This is a genomic window from Roseomonas fluvialis (genome assembly GCF_022846615.1).
GTDB lineage: Bacteria > Pseudomonadota > Alphaproteobacteria > Acetobacterales > Acetobacteraceae > Neoroseomonas > Neoroseomonas fluvialis.
In genome coordinates this window covers 1,072,001-1,096,025 of sequence record NZ_AP025637.1, presented here as the reverse complement: position 1 = coordinate 1,096,025, position 24,025 = coordinate 1,072,001, and the positions used below count along the sequence as shown (strand labels likewise).

Here is a 24,025-nt window from a genome sequence, read left to right as displayed (position 1 = left end):
CGACCAGGAAACGACCCGATGCCGCAATATCGCTCCCGCACCACCACCCATGGCCGCAACATGGCCGGCGCGCGCGGGCTGTGGCGCGCCACCGGCATGAAGGACGGGGATTTCGGCAAGCCGATCATCGCCATCGCCAATTCCTTCACCCAGTTCGTCCCCGGCCATGTCCACCTGAAGGACCTTGGCCAGCTGGTCGCGCGGGAGATCGAGAAGGCCGGCGGCGTGGCCAAGGAATTCAACACCATCGCGGTGGATGACGGCATCGCCATGGGCCATGACGGGATGCTGTATTCCCTGCCCTCGCGCGAACTTATCGCCGATGCGGTGGAATACATGGTCAACGCGCATTGCGCCGATGCGCTGGTCTGCATCTCGAACTGCGACAAGATCACGCCGGGCATGCTGATGGCGGCGATGCGGCTCAACATCCCGACCGTCTTCGTCTCGGGCGGGCCGATGGAAGCGGGCAAGGTCGTGCATCGCGGCGTGAAGCGCAGCGTGGACCTGATCGATGCCATGATCGTGGCTGCGGATGCGTCCGTGACCGATGAAGAAGTGGCGGTGATCGAACGCTCCGCCTGCCCCACCTGCGGGTCGTGCTCGGGCATGTTCACCGCCAATTCCATGAACTGCTTGACCGAGGCCCTGGGCCTGGCGCTGCCCGGCAACGGCACCGTCGTCGCGACCCATGCCGACCGCGAGCGCCTGTTCCTCGAAGCCGGCCGCCGCATCGTCGAGATCACGCGCCGCCACTATGAGACGGACGATTTCTCCGTGCTGCCGCGCTCCATCGCGACTTTTACGGCCTTCGAGAACGCCATGACGCTCGACATCGCCATGGGTGGGTCGACCAACACCGTGCTGCACCTGCTGGCCGCCGCGCAGGAAGGCGAGGTGCCCTTCTCCATGGCCGACATCGACCGCCTGTCGCGCCGCGTGCCGGTGCTGTGCAAGGTCGCGCCCTCGGTCATCAACGTGCATGTCGAGGACGTGCACCGCGCCGGCGGCATCATGGGCATCCTGGGCGAGCTGGATCGCGCCGGGCTGATCGACACCTCCGTCTCGCGCATCGATGCGCCGACGCTGGCGGAAGCGCTGGCCGAGTGGGACGTGAAGCGCAGCCCGTCCGAGGCGGTGCAGACCTTCTTCCGCGCCGCCCCCGGCGGCATCCCGACCACCGTCGCCTTCAGCCAGGCGGCGCGCTGGGAGGAGCTCGACACCGACCGCGCCGGCGGCGTGATCCGCGACATGGAGCATGCCTTCTCGAAGGATGGCGGCCTCGCGGTGCTCTTCGGGAACATCGCCGAAGAAGGCTGCATCGTGAAGACGGCGGGCGTCGATGCCTCGATCCTGACCTTCACCGGGCCGGCGCGCGTCTTCGAAAGCCAGGATGCGTCTGTGGACGCCATCCTGGGCGGTTCGGTTAAGCCTGGCGACGTGGTGCTGGTGCGGTACGAAGGCCCGCGCGGTGGGCCGGGCATGCAGGAAATGCTGTACCCGACCAGCTATCTGAAGTCGAAGGGCCTCGGGAAGGCCTGCGCGCTGGTGACCGATGGGCGTTTCTCGGGCGGCTCGTCGGGGCTGTCGATCGGGCATTGCTCGCCGGAAGCCGCCGAGGGCGGGCTGATCGGCCTGGTCGAGGATGGCGACATCATCGAGATCGACATCCCCAACCGTCGCCTGCACCTGGCGGTTTCGGACGAGGTCCTGGCGCAGCGCCGCGCCGCGATGGAAGCCAAGGGCGCCGATGCCTGGCAGCCGGCCGCGCCGCGCAAGCGCAACGTGACCACGGCGCTGAAGGCCTATGCGGCGCTCACCACCAGCGCGTCGCGCGGTGCGGTGCGCGACGTCTCGGGCATTCGCCGCCGCTGACCCCCGCCGTCAGGCGGCCCGCGCGCCGGGCAGCCTGAGCCCGAACCGCGCCGCCATCGCCAGGATCTCCTGGCGATGGGCGAAGGCGACGAAGGCGCCCATCAGCCAGGTGAAGATCGCTTCCTTGAACAGCTTCCCGCCATCGCCGTAGGGGTCGATGCCGATCGGGCCGATGGTGTGGAAGAAGATCGCGCCCGACATGATGCCGATGGTCAGCAACCCACCCCAGGCGCGCGTCCGAGGCAGCAGCACCAGGATCGAGGCTAGGATCTCCATGCTCGCCACGCCGAGGCGGAACGGCTTCTCGTAGGCGGAAATCCCGAACCAGTCGGCCAACGGTTGGAAGATGAAGTCGACCGACCCAGGATGCCCGGTCAGCTTGTACTGCTGGTACCAGGTGAATTCGTAGACGATCCAGATCGCCGCCGGCCAGGCGAGCAGGCGGAGGATGCGGTCGGTGCGGGTCATGGCGGTGGTCCTGCGTCTCGTGTCCCAGTCTTCGCCGCAGCCCCCGCGGGGGGTTACGCACCGTCATCGTGATCGCGGGAAGAATTCCGCCGCCCGCCGCGTTGCATCCCTGCACCCTGGCAAGGATGACCGCATGACCCCGCTCAAGATCCTCGTCGCGCCGTCCGGCTTCAAGGAATGCCTGCAGGCCGATGCCGTGGCCGAGGCGATCGCGACCGGCCTCGGCCGCGCATGTCCCGCCGCGCGGATCACCCGGCGGCCTGTTACCGACGGCGGCGAAGGCTTCGCCCGTGCCATCGCGACCGGCGCCGGCGGGCATGTCGAACCGGTCACCGTCACCGGGCCCGTAGGACGGCCCGTCACGGCGCATATCGGCTGGGCGGGCGGCGCGCTGGCCGGGACGGCGATCATCGAGATGGCCTCGGCCGCGGGCCTGCGCCTGGTGCCGCGCGACATGCGCGATCCGCTCGCCACCAGCACGCGCGGGGTGGGTGAGCTGATCCGTGCGGCGCTCGATCGCGGCGCGCGCCGACTGTTGATCGGCTGCGGCGACAGCGGGACCAACGACGCCGGTGCAGGGATGGCGCAGGCCCTGGGCTATCGCATGCTGGATGCCGCAGGGGACGAACTCCAGCCCGGTGGCGCGGCGCTCGCGTGGCTGGAACGGATCGACGCGACGGGGCGCGACCGGCGGCTCGATGGGTTGCCCGTGATGGTCGCGTGCAACACGCGGGTGATGCTGACCGGATCGGATGGCGTGGCGCGGCGCTTCGGCCCGCAGAAGGGTGCGAGCCCCGAAGCGGTGCGCCGTCTCGAAGCTGGGCTCGCGACGTTCGCGGCGGTGGCGGCGCGCGACCTCGGGGTGCGGGGACTGCCGGCGCTGCCGGGCGCCGGTGCGTCTGGTGGGCTCGGAGCCGGTCTGCATGCGCTGCTCGGCGCGCGGCTGCGTCCCTGGCAGGAGGTGGTGCTGGACGGCCTCGCCCTCGATCGCGAGATCGCCGCGGCCAACCTGGTGGTCACGGCGGAGGGCGGCATCGATGAGCAGACCGTGCAGGGCAAGGTGCCGGGAATCGTGGCGGTGCGGGCGCGCGCACATGGCGTGCCCGTGATCGCGCTCGCCGGGTCGGTCGGCGCAGGCTACGAGGCGGTGCATGCGGCCGGGATCGATGCCGTGGCATCAACGCTCGGCCAAGCGGTGCCGCTCGACGAGGCGATCGCGCGCGCGCCCGCCGACATCGCCCGGACGGCGGAACAGGCGATGCGCACGGTGATGGTCGGGATGTCGATGGCGGGCCGGTGCAGGGACAGCCAGTCGCGCTGCGCCGCCTAGAGCGGCATTGGCTCGCAGCAACGGCGCTGGCCTTCTGCTTCCGCGAGCATCTTCACCCGATCAGATGAGTCCATCTGATCCGGATCTGGTCTAACGCTTCAGCGTCATCCGCCCGACAACGAAGCCGAAGGCGAAGGTGCCGAGCAGTATGGCGCCGATATCCCCCACCATCGCATGCGCCAGCGGCAGCCCGACCAACAGCGCGAGGGTGAAGCCGCCGATGAAGACCCAGCGCCGCGCCGCCGGGCCCATCGATGCCCAGCGGCCGCCCTTGCGCGCGCGGCCGGCCTTGGCGGGGCGCGCCTTCGCGCCCGCACGGCCACTCACGGCGCCGGGCCGAGCAGCCCGCCGGCCTCCGCGCGTTCGTACAGACGGCCGATCAGCGTGGCGAAGGCAGGGTCCACGGCGATCGCCGGGTCCATGCGTGGTGCGGTGTCGGCGCGGGTGACGCCGTGCTCGCGCCAGGCGATGCCGCCGGACAGCACGTTCTGCAGGAAGCCCTGCATGCGGTCGCAGGCCATGGCGAAACGGGATTCGGGTGTCTCCCCGGCCTCGAATTCCTCCCACAGCGCGCGCAGACGGGCGCCGAGGTCGGGCGGCAGCAGGGAAAACACCGTCTCGGCGGCCGCGGCCTCGCGCGCGGCCTGGGTGGCGCGACCGGCGGCGTCGTAGGCGAAGGTGTCGCCGGCCTCGATCTCCACCAGGTCGTGGATCGCCACCATCATCAGCGCGCGGCCGAGGTCGAGCGGCCCTGCCACATCCTGGTGCAGCAACGTGGCGATCAGCGCGAGGGACCAGCAATGCTCCGCGCTGTTCTCGCGCCGCGTCGCGCCATCGGGCAGCACCACGCGCCCACGGCGTTCGACCGACTTCAGCCGGTCGGCGAGTGCGAGGAAGCCCAGGATCGCGTCGGCGCGCTCAGCCTGCATCGCGGCCCAGCGTCTGCATCAATTCGCGCCATTCGCGCTTCGACATGCCGGAGGCTTCCTGCGTCACCGCCTCGCCGGCCATCATGCGCCTGACGATGCCCATCATCTGCGCTGAGAGCGTGACGGCCCCCAGCCGGTAGTCGCGGAACGCCTCATAGGCGATCGGGCACCAGGCCTTCACGCTCTCCAGCATCGCCTCGGCATAGACGCGGATCTCGTACTGCGCGTGCGCATCGGCGCGCAGCGACAAAAAGTGCAGCAGGTTGTGCAGGTCGGTCTTCCAGTACCACTGCGTATAGGCGTTGAGCGTGAGGTTCATGCGCGCCAGTTCGCGCGCCAGGCCCTGGCGGGACGGGTCGCGCGGCGTGCCCTGGTCGTCCTCGTTCAGCATCTCGAGGTAGTGGTCGTAGTTGCGCGTCGCGTCCTCGCGCAGCAGGTCGAGCACGCGCGCGGCCTCGGCCCCTTCCAGGATGTCGCCGCGGCCCTGGCGGTTCACCACCGCCTGCGCGGCGAGCTGGTCGGGAGCGGGGATGTAGAATTCGCGGTCGAGGATCGAATAGCGCGCGGAATACTCGTTCACGTTGGCGGTGCGATGGCGGATCCACTGACGCGCCACGAAGATCGGCAGCTTCACGTGGTACTTGATCTCGCACATCTCGAAGGGCGTGGAGTGGCGGTGCCGCATCAGGTAGCGGATCAGCCCGCGATCCTCGTTCGCCGCGCGGGTGCCGCGGCCGTAGCTGACGCGGGCCGCCTGCACGATGGCGGCATCGTCGCCCATGTAGTCGACCACGCGCACGAATCCGTGGTCGAGCACGGGCAGGGCTTCGAACAGCATGGCCTCGAGCGCGGGCACGCTCGGGCGGCGCGTGCGGCCCTCGGCGGCGCGTGCGGCCGCGATGTCCTGCTGCTGTTCGCTGGTCAGCGCCATGCATCCCCCGTCGCGACTCGTGGCCGCCGTGACTCCGTTCCCGCCGGCTATAGGCGGGGCGGGCGGCGCATTCCATAGGCCCGGGCCGCGCCCAAGGCAGGGGCAGAACGCCCGCAAACTGGGCGACGCAAGGCCGCCGACAGCCTGGCCCATGCGAATTCAGGCAATCACGGGCTTGAGCCCTGCATTCCACGGGCTCAGCGTGACTGCATGAGTGAAACATCCGCCGCGGGCCCGGCCGGCCCAGCCGCCGGCCAGCAGGTACCCAGCGGCCCGCTACCGAGGCTGCTCGGCCTGCCGCTCGCGCTGCTGCGCCGCGGCGTGGAGATCATCCTGATCCTGCTTCTGGCGGCGATGTTCGGCTCGGTGCTGGCGCAGATCGCCGGGCGCTACGCGTTCAACTTCTCGATCGCCTGGGCCACCGAATTCGCCAGCTACGCGCAGATCTGGATGGTGCTGCTGGGGGCCGGGTACGCCATGCGGACAAGGCTGCATGTGTCGATCGACACGCTGGTGGCGGCATTGCCGCCGCTGCTCGGCCGCCTGGTCATGGTGCCGATCCTCGGCTTGTGCCTGTGGTTCCTGTGGGTGGTGTGGGAAGGCGGGTGGCTGCTGCTGGAGATCGGGCAGATCCAGACCAGTGCCGGGCTCGGCGTGCCGATGACCGTGCCCTATGCGGCGCTGCCGGCGAGTGCGGCCTACCTCGCGCTCGAGACGCTGATCGCCATGGGGGGCGTCATCATCGGGCGCGCGCCGGTCGCGACCGGTGGCGGCGTGAGGCTCGACTGATGGCGCTCACCTTCGGATCCTTCCTGTTTCTGCTCCTGGCCGGCGCACCGATGGTCTTCGTGCTGGGGGTGGCCGGCGCGCTGACCCTCGCGATCGACGGCACCACGCCGCTGGTCGTGGTGGCGCAGCGGCTGTTCAACGGGCTCGATTCCTTCCCGCTGCTGGCCATTCCCTTCTTCGTGCTGGCCGGCATCATCATGGAACAGGGCGGCATAGCGCGCGCCATCGTGGAACTCGCCACCGCGCTGGTCGGCTGGATTCGCGGCAGCCTGTTGATGGTCGCCACCGTCACGGCCACGGGGCTGTCGGCCATATCGGGGTCGGGCAGCGCGGATACCGCAGCCATCTCCTCCATCCTGATGCCGGAGATGAAGCGGCGCGGCTACGACCTGGACTATGCGACCGTCACGGTGGCCTCGGCCGGCGCGCTCGGGCCGATCATCCCGCCTTCGATCATCATGGTGGTGCTGGCGATGATCTCCGACCTGTCGGTCGGCGCGATGTTCCTGGGCGGCGTCATCCCCGGACTGATCGCCGCGGCGGGGCTGCTGCTCGGGCATTGGCTCTATACCGGGCGCGAGCCGGCGCGCTACGCGGATGCGGAGCCCTTCCGCTGGCCGCGCCTCGGCGCCGCCTTCCGCCAGGCGCTGCCGGCGTTGTCGATGCCGGTGATCGTCGCCGGCGGCATCATAGGCGGCGTCGTGACGCCGACCGAGGCGGCCGCGCTCGCGGTGCTGGCCGGGCTTCTGATCGGCGGCTTCGTGTATCGCGAACTGCGCTGGCGCGACCTGCCGGCGATGATGCTCAAGACCGCCGGCATCTCGGCCGCGGTGATGATCATCATCGGCACCGCGTCGATCTTCTCCTGGCTGGTCGCCATCCAGAACGTACCGGCGATGCTGGCAGACTGGTTCCAGGGCCATGTCGGATCGGCATGGGCCTTCCTGCTGCTGGTGAACGTCCTGCTGCTGGTGGTGGGGATGTTCATGGAGAGCATCTCCGCGATCCTCATCCTGATGCCGGTGCTGATGCCGATCGCGACCTCGCTCGGCATCGACCCGCTGCATTTCGGCATCGTGGTCACGCTGAACCTGTCGATCGGGCTCATCACGCCGCCTTATGGCATCTGCCTGTTCGTCGCCTGCACCGTGGCAGGCCGCAACGTGATGCAGGCGGCGCGGCTGGTCTGGATCCCGCTGATTCCGCTGATCCTGATGCTGCTGCTGTGCACCTACGTGCCGGAGGTCGTGCTCTGGCTCCCCCGCGCCCTGCTGTGAAGGAACCACACCCATGATGCTGCGCCGACGCCACCTGCCGCTGCTCGCGACCCCGTTCATCGCCAACGCCGCCCATGCGCAGACCGTTACGCTGCGCGCCGCCCACACCAATGCGGTGGGCGAGGTGCAGGACGAGGGCCTGAAGGTGATGGATCGCCGCCTGCGCGAACTCACCTCGGGCCGGCTGGGCCTCCAGATCTTCCCGAACGGTCAGCTCGGCAACGAATTGCCGATGATCGAGGGCGTGGCACTCGGCACCATCGACCTGGCGGTACCCTCGCACGCCGCCTTCGCGAACTTCATCAAGGAATTTCAGCTTTTCGACATGCCCTACCTGGTGCGGGACTATGCGCACCTCGAAAAGATCGCGACCACCGCACCGCTGATGGAGGAACTGGGCGTCGCATCGCGCGCGCGGAACTTCCGCTTCCTGTCGCTGTATTCCTCCGGCATTCGTCACCTGATGACGCGCACGGCGGTGCCGGACATGGCCGCGCTGCGCGGCAAGAAGATCCGCACCCAGCAGAACCCGGTGCATGTCGCCGCCTTCAACGCCTTCGGGGCGAACGCCACGCCGTTGGCCTATGGCGAATTGTACGGCGCGCTGCAGACCGGCGTGGTGGATGGCGCCGAGGCCGCCTACACGAACTTCGTCGGCCAGAAATTCTATGAAGTGGCGCCGAACTTCACCCTGGTCGGCTGGCTGGCGCTGACCGCGCCGGTCGTGATGTCGGAACGGCGCTACCAGGCGTTGGCGCCGGACCTCCGCGCGGCGGTGGACCGGGCCGCAATGGAATCCGCTGTCTTCGAGCGCAACCTGGTGGTCGAGGGCGAAGCCACGCTCCACGCCCAGGCCGAGCGCGCCGGTGCCAAGATCAGCACGCCCGACAAGGCGCCCTTCCAGCAGGCGGCACAGCCGCTCTATGCGCGCTTCCTGTCGACCGACGCGGACCGCCGGCGCCTCGCTGCCGTGCAGGCCCTGACCTGAAGGAGGCACCCCCATGGCCAACAGTATGATGGCCTGGCGCGCCGCGGCCGCCAGGCGCGGGTTGACGGTGCGGGACCTCGCCCCCGCCATCGGTGTCGAGATCGGCGGCATCGACCTGACCGCGCCGGAGGATGCGGAAATCACCGCCATCATCCGCGCCGCCTGCGTCGATCGCACACTGCTACTGCTGCGCGACCAGCAGGCGCTGACCACGGCGGGCTATGTCGATTTCACGCGTCGCTTCGGCACCAACCTCGACATCCATTCGCGCCAGGACCTGTGCGTGCCGGGCCATCCGGAGATCTTCGTGGTCGGCAACGTGGTCGAGGGCGGCCGGGCGGCCGGTGCCGTCAAGGTCGGCATGAACTGGCACACCGACCACTATCACCTCGAACACCCTGGCCTGTTCACATTCCTGCATGCCATCGAGATCCCGCCCACCGCCGGCGAGACCAGCTACGCCAACGGCATCGCCGCCTGGGACGCGATGCCCGAAGCCCTGCGCGCACGCATCGACGGCCTTCAGGTGTTGCACAGCCGGAAGCGCCTGTTCCGCGAACTGTTCCCCGACGCCACCGAGGCACAGGTCGAGGCGGAGGGGGAAAAGTACCCCGACGTGATCCACCCCCTGGTCCGCACGCATCCGGAATCCGGCCGGCGCGGCCTGTTCCTCGGCGGCGAATGGGGCTCGATCATCCAGGGCCTGCCGGAGGCAGACGCGCGGGCGGTGTTCGAGGAGGTCCTGGCCCACCTCATCCGCCCGGACTTCGTCTACAAGCACGCCTGGCGGCCAGGCGACCTGCTGATGAGCGACAACCGCTGCAGCCTGCATCGCGCCTCGGAATGGGACGAGAGCCAGCACAAGCGCCGCCTGCACCGCATCATCCTGGTGGACGACACCCGCCCGGTCTGACTTCGCGCCGGGCGCGTCCCGGTGCAGCATGGCGGCATCCAGCCCCGGAGCCGCCATGTCCGCCCTCGACGCCATCCGCCGCCACCACGCAGCCCTCGCCGAGATCCGCCGCGACCTGCATGCGCACCCGGAACTCGGCATGGCGGAGCACCGGACGGCCGAGGTCGTGGCGCGCGAATTGGAATCGCTGGGCATCGAGGTGCATCGCGGCGTGGGCGGCACCGGCGTGGTGGGCGTGCTCCGCAACGGTTCCGGCAACCGTGCCATCGGCCTGCGCGCCGACATGGACGCGCTGCCGATCCAGGAACCCGCTGACATGCCGTTCCGCAGCACCACGCCCGGCGTGATGCATGCCTGCGGTCATGACGGGCACACGACCATGCTCCTGGGTGCGGCGCGCTACCTGGCCGAGACGAAGAACTTCGACGGCATCGTCCACTTCATCTTCCAGCCTGGCGAGGAAGGCTGCGGTGGCGCGCTGGCCATGCTGGCGGATGGGCTGTTCGAACGCTTCCCCTGCGATGCCATCTTCGGCATGCACAACCGCCCCGGCATGCCGATCGGCCAGTACGGCATCCGCCCGGGGCCGACCGCAGCCGGCGGCGCCTTCTTCGACATCGCGGTGTCCGGCAAGGGCGCGCACGGTGCGCGCCCGGAAGCGAGCATCGACCCGGTGCTGGCCGCCTGCCACATCACGAGCGCGCTGCAATCCATCGTCAGCCGCACGCTCAGCCCGCGCGACCCTGCGGTGGTCAGCGTGACCAAGGTGATCGGCGGCGAGGCCTACAACGTCATCCCCGAGACCGCGACCATCTCCGGCACCGCGCGCTTCTTCACCCGCGAGGTCGGCACCCAGATCGAGGCCGCGATGCGTCGCGTGGCCGAGGGTGTCGCCGCCGGCTTCGGCGCCACCGCCACCACCGACTGGCGCCTGATCTTCGCGCCCACCATCAACGACCCCGCGCAGACCGAAGCCTATGCCGAGGCTGCCGCCGACCTGGTCGGGGCCGACAAGGTGGCCCGCGACAACCCGCCCGGCATGGGCTCCGAGGACTTCTCCTTCATGATGGAGCGCGTCCCGGGCGCCTATATCCATGTCGGCAACGGCGATGGCGCGATGCCCCACAACCCGCGTTACGCCTTCAATGACGACGCAATCCCCTATGGTGCCGCGCTCTATGCCCGCGTGGTCGAACGCGGCCTGTCGCGCGGGTGACGCGATACCCCTCGATATCCCGCGCGCGGCGCGCTATATGTGCTGTGTCACCTCGGTGACTATGGCGATAAACGGCGTATGGAATAAGTGTTGCGGACCCGGGGGCGGTACCCGGCGCCTCCACCAATCACCCGCCTTATCAGCGGCCGATGGGGGCGAAACAGGCTCGACGCGCACGGTAAAGATCCGTCTTTTGCCCGGCATGGTACCGCCGTCATCGGACCAAATCACAAGTGCCAACGATAACGGTCGCGAGACCGTGGCGCTCGCTGCCTAGAGATAGGTAAGCGCGGTCCGGGGGGCACCGGGCAACAGAAGCCCCCCACTTCTCCTTGGCAATCCGCCTATCCCTGCGTAGATGGCAGCCATGAGCGACGATGCAGCCCCGCCAGAAAGCCTGATGCCCTACGATTCCTGGGCGGAGGAAGCATTGCGCGAGGTGGCGATCCGTGCCCTGGAACACGCTGCCGCCCACGGCCTGCCCGGCGAACACCATTTCTACCTGACCTTCCGCACGGACCATCCGGGTACGACGGTCCCGGGGCACCTCAAGGCGCGCTATCCGCAGGAGATCACGATCGTCCTGCAACACCAGTTCGAGGACCTGCTGATCGACCGCGCCGCGCAGCGCTTCGCGGTGACCCTGTTCTTCGGCGGCGTGCCGTCCCGCCTGGTGGTGCCCTTCGGCGCGCTGACCATGTTCCACGACCCGCAGGTGCGCTTCGGCCTGCGCTTCCCGGTGACCGGCGCCGACCTTCCCGCCTTCGTCGACGACGCCGCCGACGAGGAAGCGCCCGCGCCGGAACCCGAGGCCCCGCCCGTCCCCGCGGCGCCGGCGCAGGTCGTCAGCCTCGACGCCTTCCGCCGCAAGACGTAGGTCTGGACCCAGGCGCCGGGGGCCGAGGCTTTCGGTCGCCTACAAGGCTGGAGCCCCCCGAAGCACGGTCCTGTGTCCGTCGAGCGTTGCGCTGCCGGCCCGCAGCTCGGATTTGCGCATCCTGACAGCCTCCGTTCGAGCAGACCTCGTCCGGGTGCATGTGGATGCTCGACAACGCCACGGGCTGGAGCCTGCGCATCGAGCCTTCGCGAACGGAACAGGATCGGCGCGTGGTGGCGGTTGGCGCGCTCCGCTTGGCTGCGCTAGATGCCCGCATGCGCGCCGGTTCGGCGCGCCCGGAGACCGCGCATGACCCCGCCGCTCGATGATGCCGCGCCCGCCCGCCCCGAGGGCTTCGCCTTCCGCACCATGTTCCCGCTCGGCGAGGACACCGCGCCGTACCGCCGCCTCGACATCGGCGGCGTCTCCACCATCGAGGTGGACGGCAAGCGCGTGCTTAAGGTGAAGCCCGAGACACTGACGGAGCTCGCCCGCGCCGCCTGCCGGGACGTCTCCCACCTGCTGCGCCCGGGCCATCTGCAGCAGCTGGCAAAAATCCTGAAGGACCCCGAGGCATCCGCGAACGACCGCTTCGTCGCGCTCGACCTGCTGAAGAACGCGAACATCGCCGCCGGCGGCGTGCTGCCCATGTGCCAGGATACCGGCAACGCGATCGTCTTTGGCAAGAAGGGCCAGCGCGTCTGGGTCGAGGGCGACGAGGAGGAGGCGCTCTCCTTCGGCGTGGCCCGCACTTACACCGAGACCAACCTGCGCTATTCCATGATGGCGCCGGTCGGCATGTTCGACGAGGTAAATTCCGGCAACAACATGCCGGTCGAATTCTCGATCATGGCGCAGCCCGGCGAGCACCACGCCGACGAGATGCACCTGATGTTCATCCTCAAGGGCGGCGGATCGGCCAACAAGACCTTCCTGTTCCAGCAGACCCGCGCGGTGCTGAACAAGCCGAAGCTGCTCGCGTTCCTGGAAGAAAAGATCAAGACGCTCGGCACCTCCGCCTGCCCGCCCTATCACCTGTCGATCGTGATCGGCGGCACCTCGGCCGAGATGAACCTCAAGACCGTGAAGCTGGGGTCCACGCGCTGGCTCGATGCGCTGCCCACGCGCGGCGACAAGTCCGGCCACGCCATCCGAGACCCGGAGCTGGAAGCCGAGATCCACAAGCTTACGCAGAACCTCGGCATCGGCGCGCAGTTCGGCGGCAAGTATTTCTGCCACGACGTGCGCGTGATCCGCCTGGCGCGCCACGGCGCCTCGCTGCCCATCGGCATTGGCGTGTCGTGCTCCGCCGACCGGCAGATCAAGGCGAAGATCACGGCCGAGGGCGTGTTCCTGGAAGAACTGGAACGCGACCCCGCGCAGTACCTGCCCGAGCACACCGAGGACATCCTGGGCGGCGAGATGGTGAAGATCGACCTCAACCAGCCGATGGACCAGATCCGCGCGACGCTCTCGCGCTACCCGGTGAAGACCCGCGTCTCGCTGACCGGCACCATGGTCGTTGCTCGCGACATCGCGCATGCCAAGCTGCAGGAACGCCTCGATGCCGGGCAGGGCCTGCCGCAATACATCAAGGACCACCCGGTCTATTACGCCGGCCCGGCGAAGACGCCGGCGGGCTATGCCACGGGCTCCTTCGGCCCGACCACGGCCGGGCGCATGGACAGCTACGTCGAGGCCTTCCAGGCCGCCGGCGGGTCCTTCGTGATGCTGGCCAAGGGCAACCGATCGAGGGCCGTGCTGAACGCCTGCAAGAAATACGGCGGCTTCTACCTGGGATCGGTCGGCGGGCCCGCTGCGCGGCTCGCGCAGGACTGCATCCGCAAGGTCGAGGTGCTGGAATACCCGGAGCTCGGCATGGAGGCGGTGTGGCGCATCGAGGTCGAGGATTTCCCCGCCTTCATCGTGGTGGATGACAAGGGCAACGATTTCTACGAAGGCCTGGAATGAGCGGCCGGCTGCCCGCGCGCTTCGCGCTGCCGGTCACCGGCTTCATCCTGTCCGGGATCATGACGATCATCATCTCCGGCGTGTCGACCTTCATGGCGTTGGGCTTTTCGCTCATGGCGCTGGGCGCCTGGCCGATCGCCTGGATCAGCTCTTGGATCATCGCCTTCCCCACCGTGCTGGTGGTGCTGCCGATCGTGCGGCGCATGGTCTCGCGCATCGTGGCGACACCCTGATGCTGGCGCTGCGCCCCAACTGCGAATGCTGCGGGTGCGACCTGCCGCCCGACAGCCGCGCGGCGCTGATCTGCTCCTTCGAATGCACCTGGTGCACCGATTGCGCGTCCACGCGCCTGCCCGGCGGGCTGTGCCCCAATTGCGGCGGCAACCTGGTGCCGCGGCCGATCCGTCCGGCCGCCAAGCTGGAGAAGTTCCCGGCCAGCACGGAGCGTATCCACCGCCCCGACCGCTGCGGCGGCGCCACCATCGCCTGACGGCAGCGCCGTGCCGGAACACATCCGCCTGATCGGCGTCGGCGCCAATGGCGCCCTCGGCATCATCTTCGGCTTCTTCACCCGTCTTCATGCTCGCCGAGGGACGGGTGGCGGTCGCGATCTTCTTCGCGCTGATCACCGCAACCGCCACGTTCAGCTCCTACGTGATCCGCAAATCGGCCGAAATCATCGCCCTGCAGGTGTCGCAGCAGGCCGATCTGCAACGCCAGCTCGCGGCATCGCAACCGCCTCCGGACCAGCAGGAACCACCGCCATGACCGAACGCCGCCTCATCTCCTCCGGCTCGAAGTTCGAGGACCAGATCGGCTACTCCCGCGCCGTCGTCATCGGCGACGACATCTGGGTCTCGGGCACTACCGGCTACGACTACGCCACGATGACCATCCAACCGGACGTCGTGGCGCAATGCGATCAGACGTTCCGAAACATTGCAGCCGCGCTTGACCAGGCCGGCGCCAGGCTCGACGACGTGGTCCGAGTGTTGTTCATCGTGCCGGACCGCGCCGACTGGGAACCCTGCTGGCCGGTGGTGAAGCGCTACCTGGGTCGCGCCAAGCCTGCCTCCACCCTAATCCACGCCGGGCTGCAGACCGACGCGATGAAGATCGAGATCGAGGTCACAGCCCGCCGCCGCGGGTGAGGCAACCCGGCCAATCACGCGGCGTTACCCTTCGCGGCAATCCTGCCCCACCACGGCCGCAAGTCGTGGCGAGGGTCGGTGCGACGGGCCTCCCGGCCCTGAGAAGGAGACTGCACATGACGACACGCCGCGGCCTTTTCACCCTGCTCGCCGGTCTCGGCGCGACGGCGGCCGGCTTTGCCCTGCCCAGCCCCGCCGCGGCGCAGAGCATCACGTTGAATATCGGCCCGCCCCCGCCGCCCGCCTATGCCCGCCGCCCGCCGCCGCCGCGCCGCGGGCGTGTCTGGGTGGACGGCCATTACCGCTGGAACGGCCGGCGCTATGTCTGGCGGGAGGGCTACTGGCAGCGCAGCCGCCAGGGGCGCTCCTATGCCCAACCGCGCTGGGACCAGGATGGCGACCGCTGGCGCTACAGCCCCGGGCGCTGGAACTGACACGATCGGCGCGGGTGACATCCCGCGCCGCGGGCGCTCCCGCCTCCTCCGCTCGCCCTGGCACGCGGCCACACCTCTAGCCTTTTGTTTTCGCGAGCATCTTCAGCGGATCAGATGATTCCATCCGATCGGGAATTGCTCTAGACGGCGGCAGACCCCCTCCTGCCCGGAGCTGACATGCGCTTTGCCGTGGATCGACTCGACCACCTCGTCGTCACCTGCCGGGACGTCACCATCTCGGCCTCCTGGTACCAGCGCGTGCTGGGCATGGAGGTCGAGGAATTCGGCCCGCACAACCGCACCGCGCTGAAGTTCGGCGGCCAGAAGATCAACCTCCGCCCAGTCGAGGCCACACAGCAGGAGTGGTGGACGGGCACCGCCGGCGGCATCCCAGGCACCGCGGACCTCTGCTTCATCGTCACCGTGGATGCCGAGCAGGTGGCCGCGCACCTGCAACGCTGCGGCGTCGCCATCGCCCAGGGCCCGGTCGCCAAGGACGGCGCGCTCGGCCCCATCACCTCGGTCTATTGCCGCGACCCGGACGGCAACCTGATCGAGATCGCCACCTACGGGCAGGCGCCCTGACGCCCCATATCGGTGGCATGACCGCCACGCGCACGGAAACCGACAGCCTCGGCACCATCGAGATCCCGGCCGACCGCTATTGGGGCCCGCAGACCGAACGCGCCCGGCGGCTGTTCCGCATCGGCCAGGACCGCTTCCTGCCCGGCGTGATCCGCGCGCAGGGCCTGCAGAAGTGGTGCGCGGCGGAAGCCAACCGTCGCCTCGGCGAATTGCCCGACGACATCGCCGCCGCCATCAAGGCCGCCGCGGCCGAGGTCGAATTCGGCACGCGCGACGCCGACTTCCCGCTGCCCATCTGGCAGACCGGCAGCGGCACCCAGACCAACATGAACGCAAACGAGGTCATCGCGAACCGCGCGAACGAGATGCTGGGCCAGCCGCTCGGCAGCCGCGCACCTGTGCATCCGAACGACCACGTGAACCGCGGCCAGTCCTCGAACGACAGCTTCCCCACCGTCATGCACCTCGCCGCGATCGAGGCCATGGAACGCGACCTCAAGCCCGGCCTCGCAGCGTTGCGCGCCTCGCTCGAAACGCGCGCCGCGGCCTGGGCCGGCATCGTGAAGGTCGGCCGCACGCACATGATGGATGCGGTGCCGGTCACCCTCGGGGGCGAATTCGCCACCTGGGCGCGCCAGGTGGCCAACGGCCGGCACCGGGTGCGCGACACCATGCCGCGAATGCGCCTCCTGCCGCAGGGCGGCACCGCCGCCGGCACGGGCCTCAACCGCCATCCCGACTTCGACCGGCTGTTCTGCGAGATCGCATCCGAGCGGGCCGGCACCCGCGTCAGCCCCAACCCCGACAAATCGGAGGGCATGGCCGCGCACGACGCCTTCGTGGAACTCCACGGCGCGCTCAACACCATCGCCGTGTCGCTGATGAAGATCGCCAACGACATCCGCCTGTTGGGCAGCGGCCCGCGCGCCGGGATCGCGGAACTGGTCATCCCCGCCGATGGCCTGTCGAGCAGCATCATGCCGGGCAAGACCAACCCGACCCAGGCCGAGGCCCTGACCATGGTCTGCGCCCGCGTCATGGGCAACCAGACCACCGTCACCATCGCCGGCAGCCAGGGCCACCTGGAACTGAACGTCTACAAGCCGGTGATCCTGCACGCCGTGCTGGAAAGCTGCGTGCTGCTGGGCCAGGCGGCACGGTCCTTCGCCGTGAACCTCGTGGACCTGCTCGAACCCAATACGGCGCGCATCGCCGACAACCTCGCGAAGTCGCTGATGCTGGTGACGGCGCTGAACCCGCATATCGGCTACGACCGCGCGGTGCAGGTGGCGAAGCTTGCCCTGGCGGAGGACCTCACGCTGCGCGACGCGGCCGCGCGGCTCGGCTTCGTGACACCCGAGGATTTCGACCGCTGGGTACGGCCCGAGGCCATGCTGCACCCCGGCGGCGGCGCATGAAGCCACATCTCGCGAAGCGATCCTTCAGCCTCGCGGGGCACCGCACCTCGGTCGCGCTGGAACCCGCCTTCTGGGCCGCCTTGACCGCGGCCGCTGCGAACCGCGGGCTCAGCCTCGCCGCGCTGGTGGCGGAACTGGACGCGAACCGCGCGCCGGGCACGCCGCTCGCAAGCACGCTGCGCGTCTTCGCACTGGGCGCGCATCGCGCGGGCTGACGCCAACGGCACGAGCGTCTGACTCGCGCCAAGCATCCGCATGGCCGCCGCGCGCAGTCGCTCAAGCCCAGAAACCTGGCGGTTTCCGCGTCACGCCGCAGGAGTGTCTCCGGCATGACGCATCCGACGGCCGGCAAAGCCGATACGAACTCGGCCGCCGGCATGATGTACTACCGCTCCGCCATCCAGCGCGCCCAGGCCGCGGTCTCGGGCTGACGGCGGGGCGTGTCGGCAGGCCCGGTGACGCGCAGGCCGATCGGCGGCGCCTCGGCCGGCCCGGGCTGCACCAGGAAGCGCAAATCCACCGCGCCTCGGGCCACATCCAGACTGCCTTCGATGCTGCCCGTCGCCCCACCCTCGGCCACCACGCGCACGCCATCCAGCGTCACCACGCCGCCGCTGGCGCGCCAGCCGCCTTCCAGCCTGTCGACCTCGGTGGCACCGCCGCCCAGCGCCTCGCGCAGCGCCACCTCGCCGGCGGCGGTATCGTCGCGCGCGGCGGCGCTGGCGGCGGCCCCCAGCGCGACGCCCGCCAGGACGCCATCCGCGATCGCGAAGCGCCCTTCGCCCGCCAGCGTCGCGAGCAGCGCCGCCGGCGCATTGCCATTGGCGGAAAAGCGCCCCTGCGCCTCGATTGTGCCGGAGGCGATGTCGAAGGGCGTGCCGAACAGCGGCCCGGCCAGCGCCGCGCCCGCGATGCCGAGCGCGCCCGAGACCACCGGCGGAGCCGCCGCCGCATCCACCGCGATGCGCCCGTCGAGCCGTCCGCCGCTCCAGACGGCACGGATCTCCTCGAGCCCGAGCCGCCCCTCGGTCAGCAGGAGGCGGGTCGCCAGGTCCCGCAGCACCGGCAGGTCCGGTACCACCACCTCGCCGGCCTCGAGCGCGAGTTCCGCATCGAAGGTCCCCAGCGCGCCGAAGGGCAGCAGGTCGGTCCCGCGCAGCGCCAGGCCGGGCAGCGGCAGGCGCTCGGCCGCGATGCGCCCGGCAATCCGCGGCCGCGCGCCACCCAGCGCCAGCGCCAGGCTGCCGCGCGCGCGCAGCCCGCCCGCGACCAGGTCGAGGCTGTCGGCCGTGATCCCCGCCCCGCCCGCGGTGGCCGTGGTGATCAGCGAGAAGGACCCCTCCCCGAGCCAGGCCGGCGGCGCCTGCGCGCCCAGCAGCATCAGCAACCGCGGCGCACCGGGATGGCGCAGCGTGACATTCCCGGTCATCTGCGCCAGCGCCGCGTTCAGGCTGCCCTGCCCTTCGGCGCGCAATTCGCCCAACTCGCCCTCGGCCGTCAGCGCCAGCGCATCGAGCGGCCCGCCGCCGGCCACGCGCAGGCGCAGCGGCAGCGCGGCCAGCCCCTGCGGCAAGGCCGGCGTGACCAACGCCGCAAGCCCGGTCGCCGTGGCCGCGGTGACCTCGAGGCTCATATCCGCCAGGCGCGGCGCGGCACCGAGAACGACACCACCGGCCAGGCTGACATCCGCCCCGCCGACGCGCGCGGCCGCGCGGCGCAGGCCGATGCGCCCGCCTTCCACCACGGCGTCGATCGCCGCGCGTTCCGCCGTGCCGCCGCCCCAGTCCAGCACGTCGGCCGCGATGCGCAGGTTGGCATCGAAGGCGGGTGGGGCGCGCAGCGCCTCGGTCCAGCCGCCGGCCGGCGGCGCCAGCATATCGAGGTCAATGCGGTCGAAGGTGAGGCCAAGCCCCAGCGCCGGCCGCGCGCCGAAGCGCAGCACGCCCGCGCCGCTGACGCGCGCGTTGCCGACCGTCGCCGCAAGTTCCGGCACGCTCACCTGTGCGGCATCCAGTTCGACCCGCGCATGGCCCTCGAAGGCGCGCAGCGCCGCGGCGCCGAAGCGCTCGACCGGCAGGCCGAAGGCGCCGGCGCTGGCCCGCAGGCTGGGTCCCGCGAAGCGCAGCGCGAGGTCGAGCCGCTGGCCCTGCGTGGCACCCGACCCTTCGACCTGCGCGTCGCCGGGCAACAGCGCCGCGAGGTCGGTCAGCGTCAGGCGCGGCCCTTCGCGGAACACGCCGCCCCGCAGGCGCCGCAGCGTCTGCCCGGCGAAGGACGCCGCGTCGGCGGAGATGTCGAGCCCCATCGGCAGCGGCGGCGCCGCGGCACTGCGCAGCGCGGCGATCCAGGCATCGAGGTCGAGCCGCGCCAGCGCCAGCGCCATGTCGAGCCGCGGCACCGGCGCGAAGCGGAAGGTCGCCGCCGCCCGCCCGGTCACGCCCGCGAGGTCGAGCGCGAGGTCGTCCGCCGCCGCCAGTTCCGCCGTCACCACCAGGCGCCCCGTCGCGCGGAAAGGCCCGGGTGCCGAGGCGATCAGCACCGCGAGATCCGGCCCCGCCGCCTCGACCCGTCCTTCGAAGCCGCCCTCGGCCACCACCACGCCGCGCGCTGTGGCCCCGGCCCCCTGCAGCGCAAGCGTGACATCGAGCGTCGCCGCGCCATCGAAGCCGGGGCGGCCCAGCACCGCCTCGAAGCGCACCGGGGCACCCTGCCAGGTGAAGCTGCCCTCGGTACGCACGGCATCGAGCGGCCCCGGCGCGGCGAGGCGCGCCGCCACGCCCTCGAACACGGCCCCGCCGATCGCGACGCGGCTGTTCTCGATGCGCGCGTCGAAGTCGACCAGCCAGGGCGGCGGGCGCAGCGCGCCGATGCTCGCCGGCGGCCAGGGCAAGCGGATATCGGCGCCGACCAGCACCAGGTCGCGCGGTTCCAGGCGGCCCACCAGCAGCGGCAGCAGCCCCAGCCGGAGCCGGAGCGCGCGCGCCGAGACGCCGATCGCATCGCCCTCGGTCGCATCGATCTGCACGGCCGCGGCCTCGACCATCGGCTGCGGCAACAGCGTCAGGCGCAGCGGCCCGCCCAGCGTCACGCTGCGGCCGAGCCGCGCCGAGGCGATCGCGGCGACACGCTCACGCTGCGCCTCGCCATCGATCAGTCGTGGACCGACCCAGGCCAGGGCGACCAGCGCCAGCGGCAGCAGGAGCAGCGCGAAGGCAGCGCGGCGCGTCACGCGGTGGGCGCGCCCCAGCCACCGCCGCCCGGCGTCTCGAGGCCAAAGACATCCCCAGGCTGCAGGCTGGCGCGGTCGCTCCCGCGCAGCACCTGTACGCCGCCGTCGACGCGCTCCACCCATTGCCGGCCGGCGGCGCCGTCGGCGCCACCCTGCAATCCATGCGGCGCGACGGTGCGACGGGAAGCGACGATGACGGCCTCCATCGGCCGCAGAAAGCGGATGCGCCGGCGCGACCCATCCCCGCCGCGCCATGCGCCCGCGCCGCCGGAGCCGCGGCGAATGGCGAATTCCTCGAGCCGCACGGGGTAGCGCAGTTCCAGGATCTCCGGGTCGGTCATGCGCGTGTTGGTCATGTGTGTCTGGATCGGGCCGGCACCGTTGAAGCCGGGGCCGGCCCCCACGCCGCCGCAAATGGTCTCGTAGTATTGATAGGTGGCATCGCCGAACAGCAGGTTGTTCATCGTGGCCTGGGCGGAGGCGCAGGCGCCCAGGGCAGCGAGCAGCGCGTTGCAGGTCATCTGCGAGACTTCCGTGTTGCCCGCGACGACCGCCGCGCCGGGACGCGGCGACAGGAAGGTGCCATCCGGGATGACGATCTCGAGCGGCTTGAGGCAGCCATCGTTCAGCGGGATGTCCTCGCCCACCAGGCAGCGGAAGCAATAGAGCACCACGGCGCGACAGACCGCCGATGGCGCGTTGAAATTGTCGGGCCGCTGCGGGCCGGTGCCGGTGAAGTCGATCACGGCGCGGCGGTTCGCATGGTCCACGCGCACCGCGACGCGCAGCGGCGTGCCGTCGTCGATGGTGGTGGCGAAGGCGCCGTCGGGCAGGCGCTCCAGCACGCGGCGGACGCTTTCCTCGGCATTGTCCATGACGTGCTTCATGTAGGCGCTCACGGTGGGCAGGCCGAATTCGCCGACGGCGCGCTGCAGTTCCTGCACGGCCTTCTCGTTCGACGCCACCTGCGCCTTGATGTCCGCCACGTTCACGTCGGGACTGCGCGCGGGATACTTCGCGCCGGCCAGCAGGGCGCGGAATTCCGCCTCGCGGAAGCGGCCGCCATCGACCAGCAGGAAGTCGTCGATGACGACGCCTTCCTCCTCCAGCGTCTTGGACCCCGGCGGCGTCGAGCCGGGCGTCAGCCCGCCGATATCGGCGTGATGCCCGCGGGAGCCCACGAAGAACAGCACCTCCCGCCCCGCGGCGTCGAAGACCGGCGTGATGACCGTGACATCGGGCAGGTGCGTGCCGCCATTCGATGGATTGTTCAGCGCCACCACGTCGCCGGGCTTGAGCGTGGCGCTGCGCGAGCGGATCACCGTTCGCACGCTCTCGCCCATCGCGCCCAGGTGCACGGGAACGTGCGGCGCATTCGCCACCAGCGCGCCGGTCGCGTCGAAGATGGCGCAGGAGAAATCGAGCCGTTCCTTGATGTTCACGCTGAGCGACGTGTTCTGCAGCACAGCGCCTGCCTGCTCGGCCACGTTCATGAACAGGTTGTTGAACAGTTCCAGCATCACCGGGTCGGGCCGGTCGGTGGTGGCGGCCAGCGCCGCGGCACGCGGCGAGGTGCGGCGCAGCACCAAGTGGTCCAGCGCCGTCAGTTCCGCCGTCCAGCCAGGTTCCACCACGGTGGTCGCGATCGCCTCGCGGATCAGCGCGGGGCCGGGGATGCGGTCGCCGGCCAGGAGCGCAGCACGGTCATGCAGCGGCGCGGCGTGCGTGGTGCCCTCGCAGAACATCTCGACCGTGTCGATCGGCGCGGGGGCGCCGGCCCCGCGCCGTTCCAGGGCCGGTTCCGCCACCTGTTCGCCGGGCATGGTGACCTCGGCGATGCAGGCTTCCACCACCACCTGGCGCTCCGGCGTGGCGAAGCCGAAGCGGCGGCGATGCGCCTCGGTAAAGGCGTCCAGCACCGCCGCGTGGTCGCCGAAGGGCACGGGCAGGAAGGCGTCGGTGCCGGCGTAGCGCAGGTGCAGCCGACGCGCGACGACCAGTCGCGACGGGTCGGCGCCCTGGCGTGCCAGCTCCGTGCGCCCGTCATCGGCCAGGGCGTCGAGCCGTGCGGCGAGCCCATCCATGCCTTCGGGCGACAGCGGCGCTTCGACCGCGCCTTCGCGGATCGCCGCCTGGTCCGCCAGGCCCATGCCATAGGCCGAGAGCACGCCGGCGAAGGGGTGGATGAACACCGTCTCCATGCCCAGCGCATCGGCCACCAGGCAGGCATGCTGGCCGCCCGCGCCGCCGAAGCATTGCAGGGCGAAGCGCGTGGCGTCGTGCCCCTTCTGGATGGACACCTGCTTGATCGCGTTGGCCATGTTGGCGACGGCGATGCGCAGGAAGCCCTCGGCCACCTCGCGCGGGTCGCGGCGCGTGCCGGTGGCGGCGGCGATCTCATCGGCCAGGGCCGCGAACTTCTCGTGCACGATCGCGGCATCCAGCGGCTGGTCGCCATCCGGGCCGAAGATCGCCGGGAAATGCCGCGGCTGGATCTTGCCGACCATGACATTCGCGTCGGTCACCGCGAGCGGTCCGCCGCGGCGATAGCAGGCCGGACCCGGCACCGCGCCGGCGGAGTCCGGCCCGACGCGCATGCGCGCGCCGTCGAAATGCAGGATCGATCCGCCGCCGGCCGCCACCGTGTTGATCGCCATCATGGGCGCGCGCATGCGCACGCCGGCGACCTCGGTTTCGAAGGCACGCTCGAATTCGCCTGCGTAGAGCGCGACGTCGGTGCTGGTGCCGCCCATGTCGAAGCCGATGATGCGGTCAAACCCGCCCATCGCCGCGGTGCGCGCAGCCCCCACGATGCCGCCGGCGGGGCCGGACAGGATCGCATCCTTGCCCTGGAACCGTCCGGCCTCGGTCAGCCCGCCATTGGACTGCATGAAATACAGCCGCACGCCCGGCAGTTCGGACGCCACCTGGTCCACGTAGCGGCGCAGCACCGGTGACAGGTAGGCATCGACCACCGTGGTGTCGCCGCGCGGGACGATACGCGGCAGCGGGCTTGCCTGGTGGCTCAGCGAGACCTGGGGAAAGCCTTCCTGCCGCGCAATCTCGCCCAGGCGAAGTTCATGCGCTGGATGCGCCCAGGCATGCATCAGCACGATGGCGACGGCGCGGATGCCATCGGCAAAGCCGGCGCGGAGCGCGGTGCGGGCGGCGGCCTCGTCGAGCGGCTCGATTTCGGTGCCGTCCACGGCGACGCGGCCGCCGATCTCGGCCACGCGTTCGTGCAGCAACTCCGGCAGCTTCACGTCGAGGTCGAACAGCCGCGGCCGCGCCTGGTTGCCGATCCGCAGCATGTCGGCGAAGCCGCGGTTCACCAGCAGCAGCACACGCTCGCCCTTGCGCTCGAGCAGCGCATTGGTGGCGACGGTTGTGCCCATCTTCACGGCATCGACGGTACCGGCGGGGACGGGCGCGCCCGGCGCCAGGCCCAGCGCCTCGCGGATGCCGGCCACGGCGGCGTCGCGATAGCGCTCGGGGTTTTCCGACAGCAGCTTGCGGGTGGACAGCCGCCCGTCCGGGTCGCGCGCGACGATGTCGGTGAAGGTGCCGCCGCGATCGATCCAGAACTGCCAGCCGGCCATGCAACCATCCCTTCCGAGGGCCCGGCGCGTCGCCGCCAGACACAC

General features: G+C 70.5%; 23 protein-coding genes and 1 other RNA gene. 18 read left to right on the top strand and 6 right to left on the bottom strand.

What is annotated here, in order from left to right; all coding sequences use genetic code 11:
- The first annotated feature begins 18 nt into the window (after nucleotides 1–18).
- On the top strand, nucleotides 19–1,875 hold the full coding sequence (ilvD, locus tag MWM08_RS05375) for a dihydroxy-acid dehydratase (RefSeq protein ID WP_244458442.1): 1,857 nt from the start codon (nucleotides 19–21) through the stop codon (nucleotides 1,873–1,875).
- A gap of 9 nt (nucleotides 1,876–1,884) precedes the next feature.
- Here ilvD and MWM08_RS05370 read toward each other — a convergent pair whose 3' ends face one another.
- Nucleotides 1,885–2,343 carry a hypothetical protein gene (locus tag MWM08_RS05370; protein WP_244458441.1) on the bottom strand — a complete coding sequence of 153 codons (459 nt, stop codon included), beginning with the start codon at nucleotides 2,341–2,343 and terminating at the stop codon, nucleotides 1,885–1,887.
- 133 nt (nucleotides 2,344–2,476) lie between these two features.
- On the opposite strand from MWM08_RS05370, the gene MWM08_RS05365 reads away from it, so the two are divergent.
- Nucleotides 2,477–3,673, top strand: coding sequence for a glycerate kinase family protein (locus tag MWM08_RS05365; RefSeq protein ID WP_244458440.1), 1,197 nt, complete (start codon nucleotides 2,477–2,479; stop codon nucleotides 3,671–3,673).
- Nucleotides 3,674–3,763: 90 nt separating this feature from the next.
- Here the strand turns inward: MWM08_RS05365 and MWM08_RS05360 are convergent, their stop codons facing one another.
- From MWM08_RS05360 to thyX, 3 genes are read right to left on the bottom strand one after another with little or no spacing between them, the layout of a single operon-like run.
- Nucleotides 3,764–4,000, bottom strand: a complete 237-nt coding sequence (locus MWM08_RS05360) for a hypothetical protein (protein WP_244458439.1) — start codon at nucleotides 3,998–4,000, stop codon at nucleotides 3,764–3,766.
- Nucleotides 3,997–4,602, bottom strand: a complete 606-nt coding sequence (locus MWM08_RS05355; protein ID WP_244458438.1) for an HD domain-containing protein — start codon at nucleotides 4,600–4,602, stop codon at nucleotides 3,997–3,999. The genes MWM08_RS05360 and MWM08_RS05355 overlap by 4 nt, the downstream gene beginning before the upstream one ends.
- Nucleotides 4,592–5,533: an FAD-dependent thymidylate synthase gene (gene thyX / locus MWM08_RS05350; protein ID WP_244458437.1), complete on the bottom strand. Its 942-nt coding sequence runs from the start codon at nucleotides 5,531–5,533 to the stop codon at nucleotides 4,592–4,594. Before thyX ends, MWM08_RS05355 begins: the two co-directional genes overlap by 11 nt.
- A 210-nt stretch (nucleotides 5,534–5,743) precedes the next feature.
- Between thyX and MWM08_RS05345 the strand changes: the two genes are divergently transcribed.
- The 16 genes from MWM08_RS05345 (at nucleotide 5,744) to MWM08_RS05270 (ending at nucleotide 17,367) form a co-directional block, all read left to right on the top strand.
- Nucleotides 5,744–6,322, top strand: coding sequence for a TRAP transporter small permease (locus MWM08_RS05345; RefSeq protein WP_244458436.1), 579 nt, complete (start codon nucleotides 5,744–5,746; stop codon nucleotides 6,320–6,322).
- Nucleotides 6,322–7,599, top strand: a complete 1,278-nt coding sequence (locus MWM08_RS05340; RefSeq protein WP_244458435.1) for a TRAP transporter large permease — start codon at nucleotides 6,322–6,324, stop codon at nucleotides 7,597–7,599. The genes MWM08_RS05345 and MWM08_RS05340 overlap by 1 nt, the downstream gene beginning before the upstream one ends.
- 13 nt (nucleotides 7,600–7,612) lie before the next feature.
- A complete protein-coding gene (locus MWM08_RS05335; RefSeq protein ID WP_244458434.1) occupies nucleotides 7,613–8,587 on the top strand; it encodes a TRAP transporter substrate-binding protein in 975 nt (324 codons plus the stop codon).
- A gap of 13 nt (nucleotides 8,588–8,600) precedes the next feature.
- Nucleotides 8,601–9,500: a TauD/TfdA dioxygenase family protein gene (locus tag MWM08_RS05330; RefSeq protein ID WP_244458433.1), complete on the top strand. Its 900-nt coding sequence runs from the start codon at nucleotides 8,601–8,603 to the stop codon at nucleotides 9,498–9,500.
- Between the two features lie 55 nt (nucleotides 9,501–9,555).
- A complete protein-coding gene (locus MWM08_RS05325) occupies nucleotides 9,556–10,716 on the top strand; it encodes a M20 aminoacylase family protein (protein WP_244458432.1) in 1,161 nt (386 codons plus the stop codon).
- A 7-nt stretch (nucleotides 10,717–10,723) separates the two neighbouring features.
- Nucleotides 10,724–11,043, top strand: a transfer-messenger RNA (tmRNA) gene (ssrA, locus tag MWM08_RS05320).
- Between the two features lie 40 nt (nucleotides 11,044–11,083).
- Nucleotides 11,084–11,593 carry an SspB family protein gene (locus tag MWM08_RS05315; protein WP_244458431.1) on the top strand — a complete coding sequence of 170 codons (510 nt, stop codon included), beginning with the start codon at nucleotides 11,084–11,086 and terminating at the stop codon, nucleotides 11,591–11,593.
- Between the two features lie 309 nt (nucleotides 11,594–11,902).
- Nucleotides 11,903–13,564: a fumarate hydratase gene (locus MWM08_RS05310; protein WP_244458430.1), complete on the top strand. Its 1,662-nt coding sequence runs from the start codon at nucleotides 11,903–11,905 to the stop codon at nucleotides 13,562–13,564.
- Nucleotides 13,561–13,797: a DUF2798 domain-containing protein gene (locus tag MWM08_RS05305; protein WP_244458429.1), complete on the top strand. Its 237-nt coding sequence runs from the start codon at nucleotides 13,561–13,563 to the stop codon at nucleotides 13,795–13,797. The genes MWM08_RS05310 and MWM08_RS05305 overlap by 4 nt, the downstream gene beginning before the upstream one ends.
- Nucleotides 13,797–14,054 (top strand): DUF1272 domain-containing protein, encoded by a 258-nt coding sequence (locus MWM08_RS05300; RefSeq protein ID WP_244458428.1) that lies wholly within the window; start codon nucleotides 13,797–13,799, stop codon nucleotides 14,052–14,054. Before MWM08_RS05305 ends, MWM08_RS05300 begins: the two co-directional genes overlap by 1 nt.
- 89 nt (nucleotides 14,055–14,143) lie before the next feature.
- Nucleotides 14,144–14,332, top strand: a complete 189-nt coding sequence (locus tag MWM08_RS05295) for a hypothetical protein (protein ID WP_244458427.1) — start codon at nucleotides 14,144–14,146, stop codon at nucleotides 14,330–14,332.
- On the top strand, nucleotides 14,329–14,715 hold the full coding sequence (locus tag MWM08_RS05290; RefSeq protein ID WP_244458426.1) for a RidA family protein: 387 nt from the start codon (nucleotides 14,329–14,331) through the stop codon (nucleotides 14,713–14,715). The genes MWM08_RS05295 and MWM08_RS05290 overlap by 4 nt, the downstream gene beginning before the upstream one ends.
- 116 nt (nucleotides 14,716–14,831) lie before the next feature.
- Nucleotides 14,832–15,149, top strand: coding sequence for a hypothetical protein (locus MWM08_RS05285; protein ID WP_244458425.1), 318 nt, complete (start codon nucleotides 14,832–14,834; stop codon nucleotides 15,147–15,149).
- A 177-nt stretch (nucleotides 15,150–15,326) separates the two neighbouring features.
- Entirely contained in the window at nucleotides 15,327–15,734 is a 408-nt protein-coding gene (locus tag MWM08_RS05280) for a VOC family protein (protein ID WP_244458424.1), read from the top strand.
- Nucleotides 15,735–15,751: 17 nt separating this feature from the next.
- On the top strand, nucleotides 15,752–17,152 hold the full coding sequence (locus MWM08_RS05275; protein ID WP_244458423.1) for a class II fumarate hydratase: 1,401 nt from the start codon (nucleotides 15,752–15,754) through the stop codon (nucleotides 17,150–17,152).
- Nucleotides 17,149–17,367 carry a ribbon-helix-helix domain-containing protein gene (locus MWM08_RS05270; protein WP_244458422.1) on the top strand — a complete coding sequence of 73 codons (219 nt, stop codon included), beginning with the start codon at nucleotides 17,149–17,151 and terminating at the stop codon, nucleotides 17,365–17,367. The genes MWM08_RS05275 and MWM08_RS05270 overlap by 4 nt, the downstream gene beginning before the upstream one ends.
- A gap of 170 nt (nucleotides 17,368–17,537) precedes the next feature.
- On the opposite strand, the gene MWM08_RS05265 is transcribed toward MWM08_RS05270, so the two are convergent.
- Complete coding sequence (locus tag MWM08_RS05265) at nucleotides 17,538–20,381, bottom strand: AsmA family protein (RefSeq protein WP_244458421.1); 2,844 nt, start codon at nucleotides 20,379–20,381, stop codon at nucleotides 17,538–17,540.
- The gene (locus MWM08_RS05260) at nucleotides 20,378–23,980 is read right to left on the bottom strand and encodes a hydantoinase B/oxoprolinase family protein (RefSeq protein ID WP_244458420.1); all 3,603 of its coding nucleotides are present in this window, start codon (nucleotides 23,978–23,980) and stop codon (nucleotides 20,378–20,380) included. The genes MWM08_RS05265 and MWM08_RS05260 overlap by 4 nt, the downstream gene beginning before the upstream one ends.
- Nucleotides 23,981–24,025 lie beyond the last annotated feature (45 nt).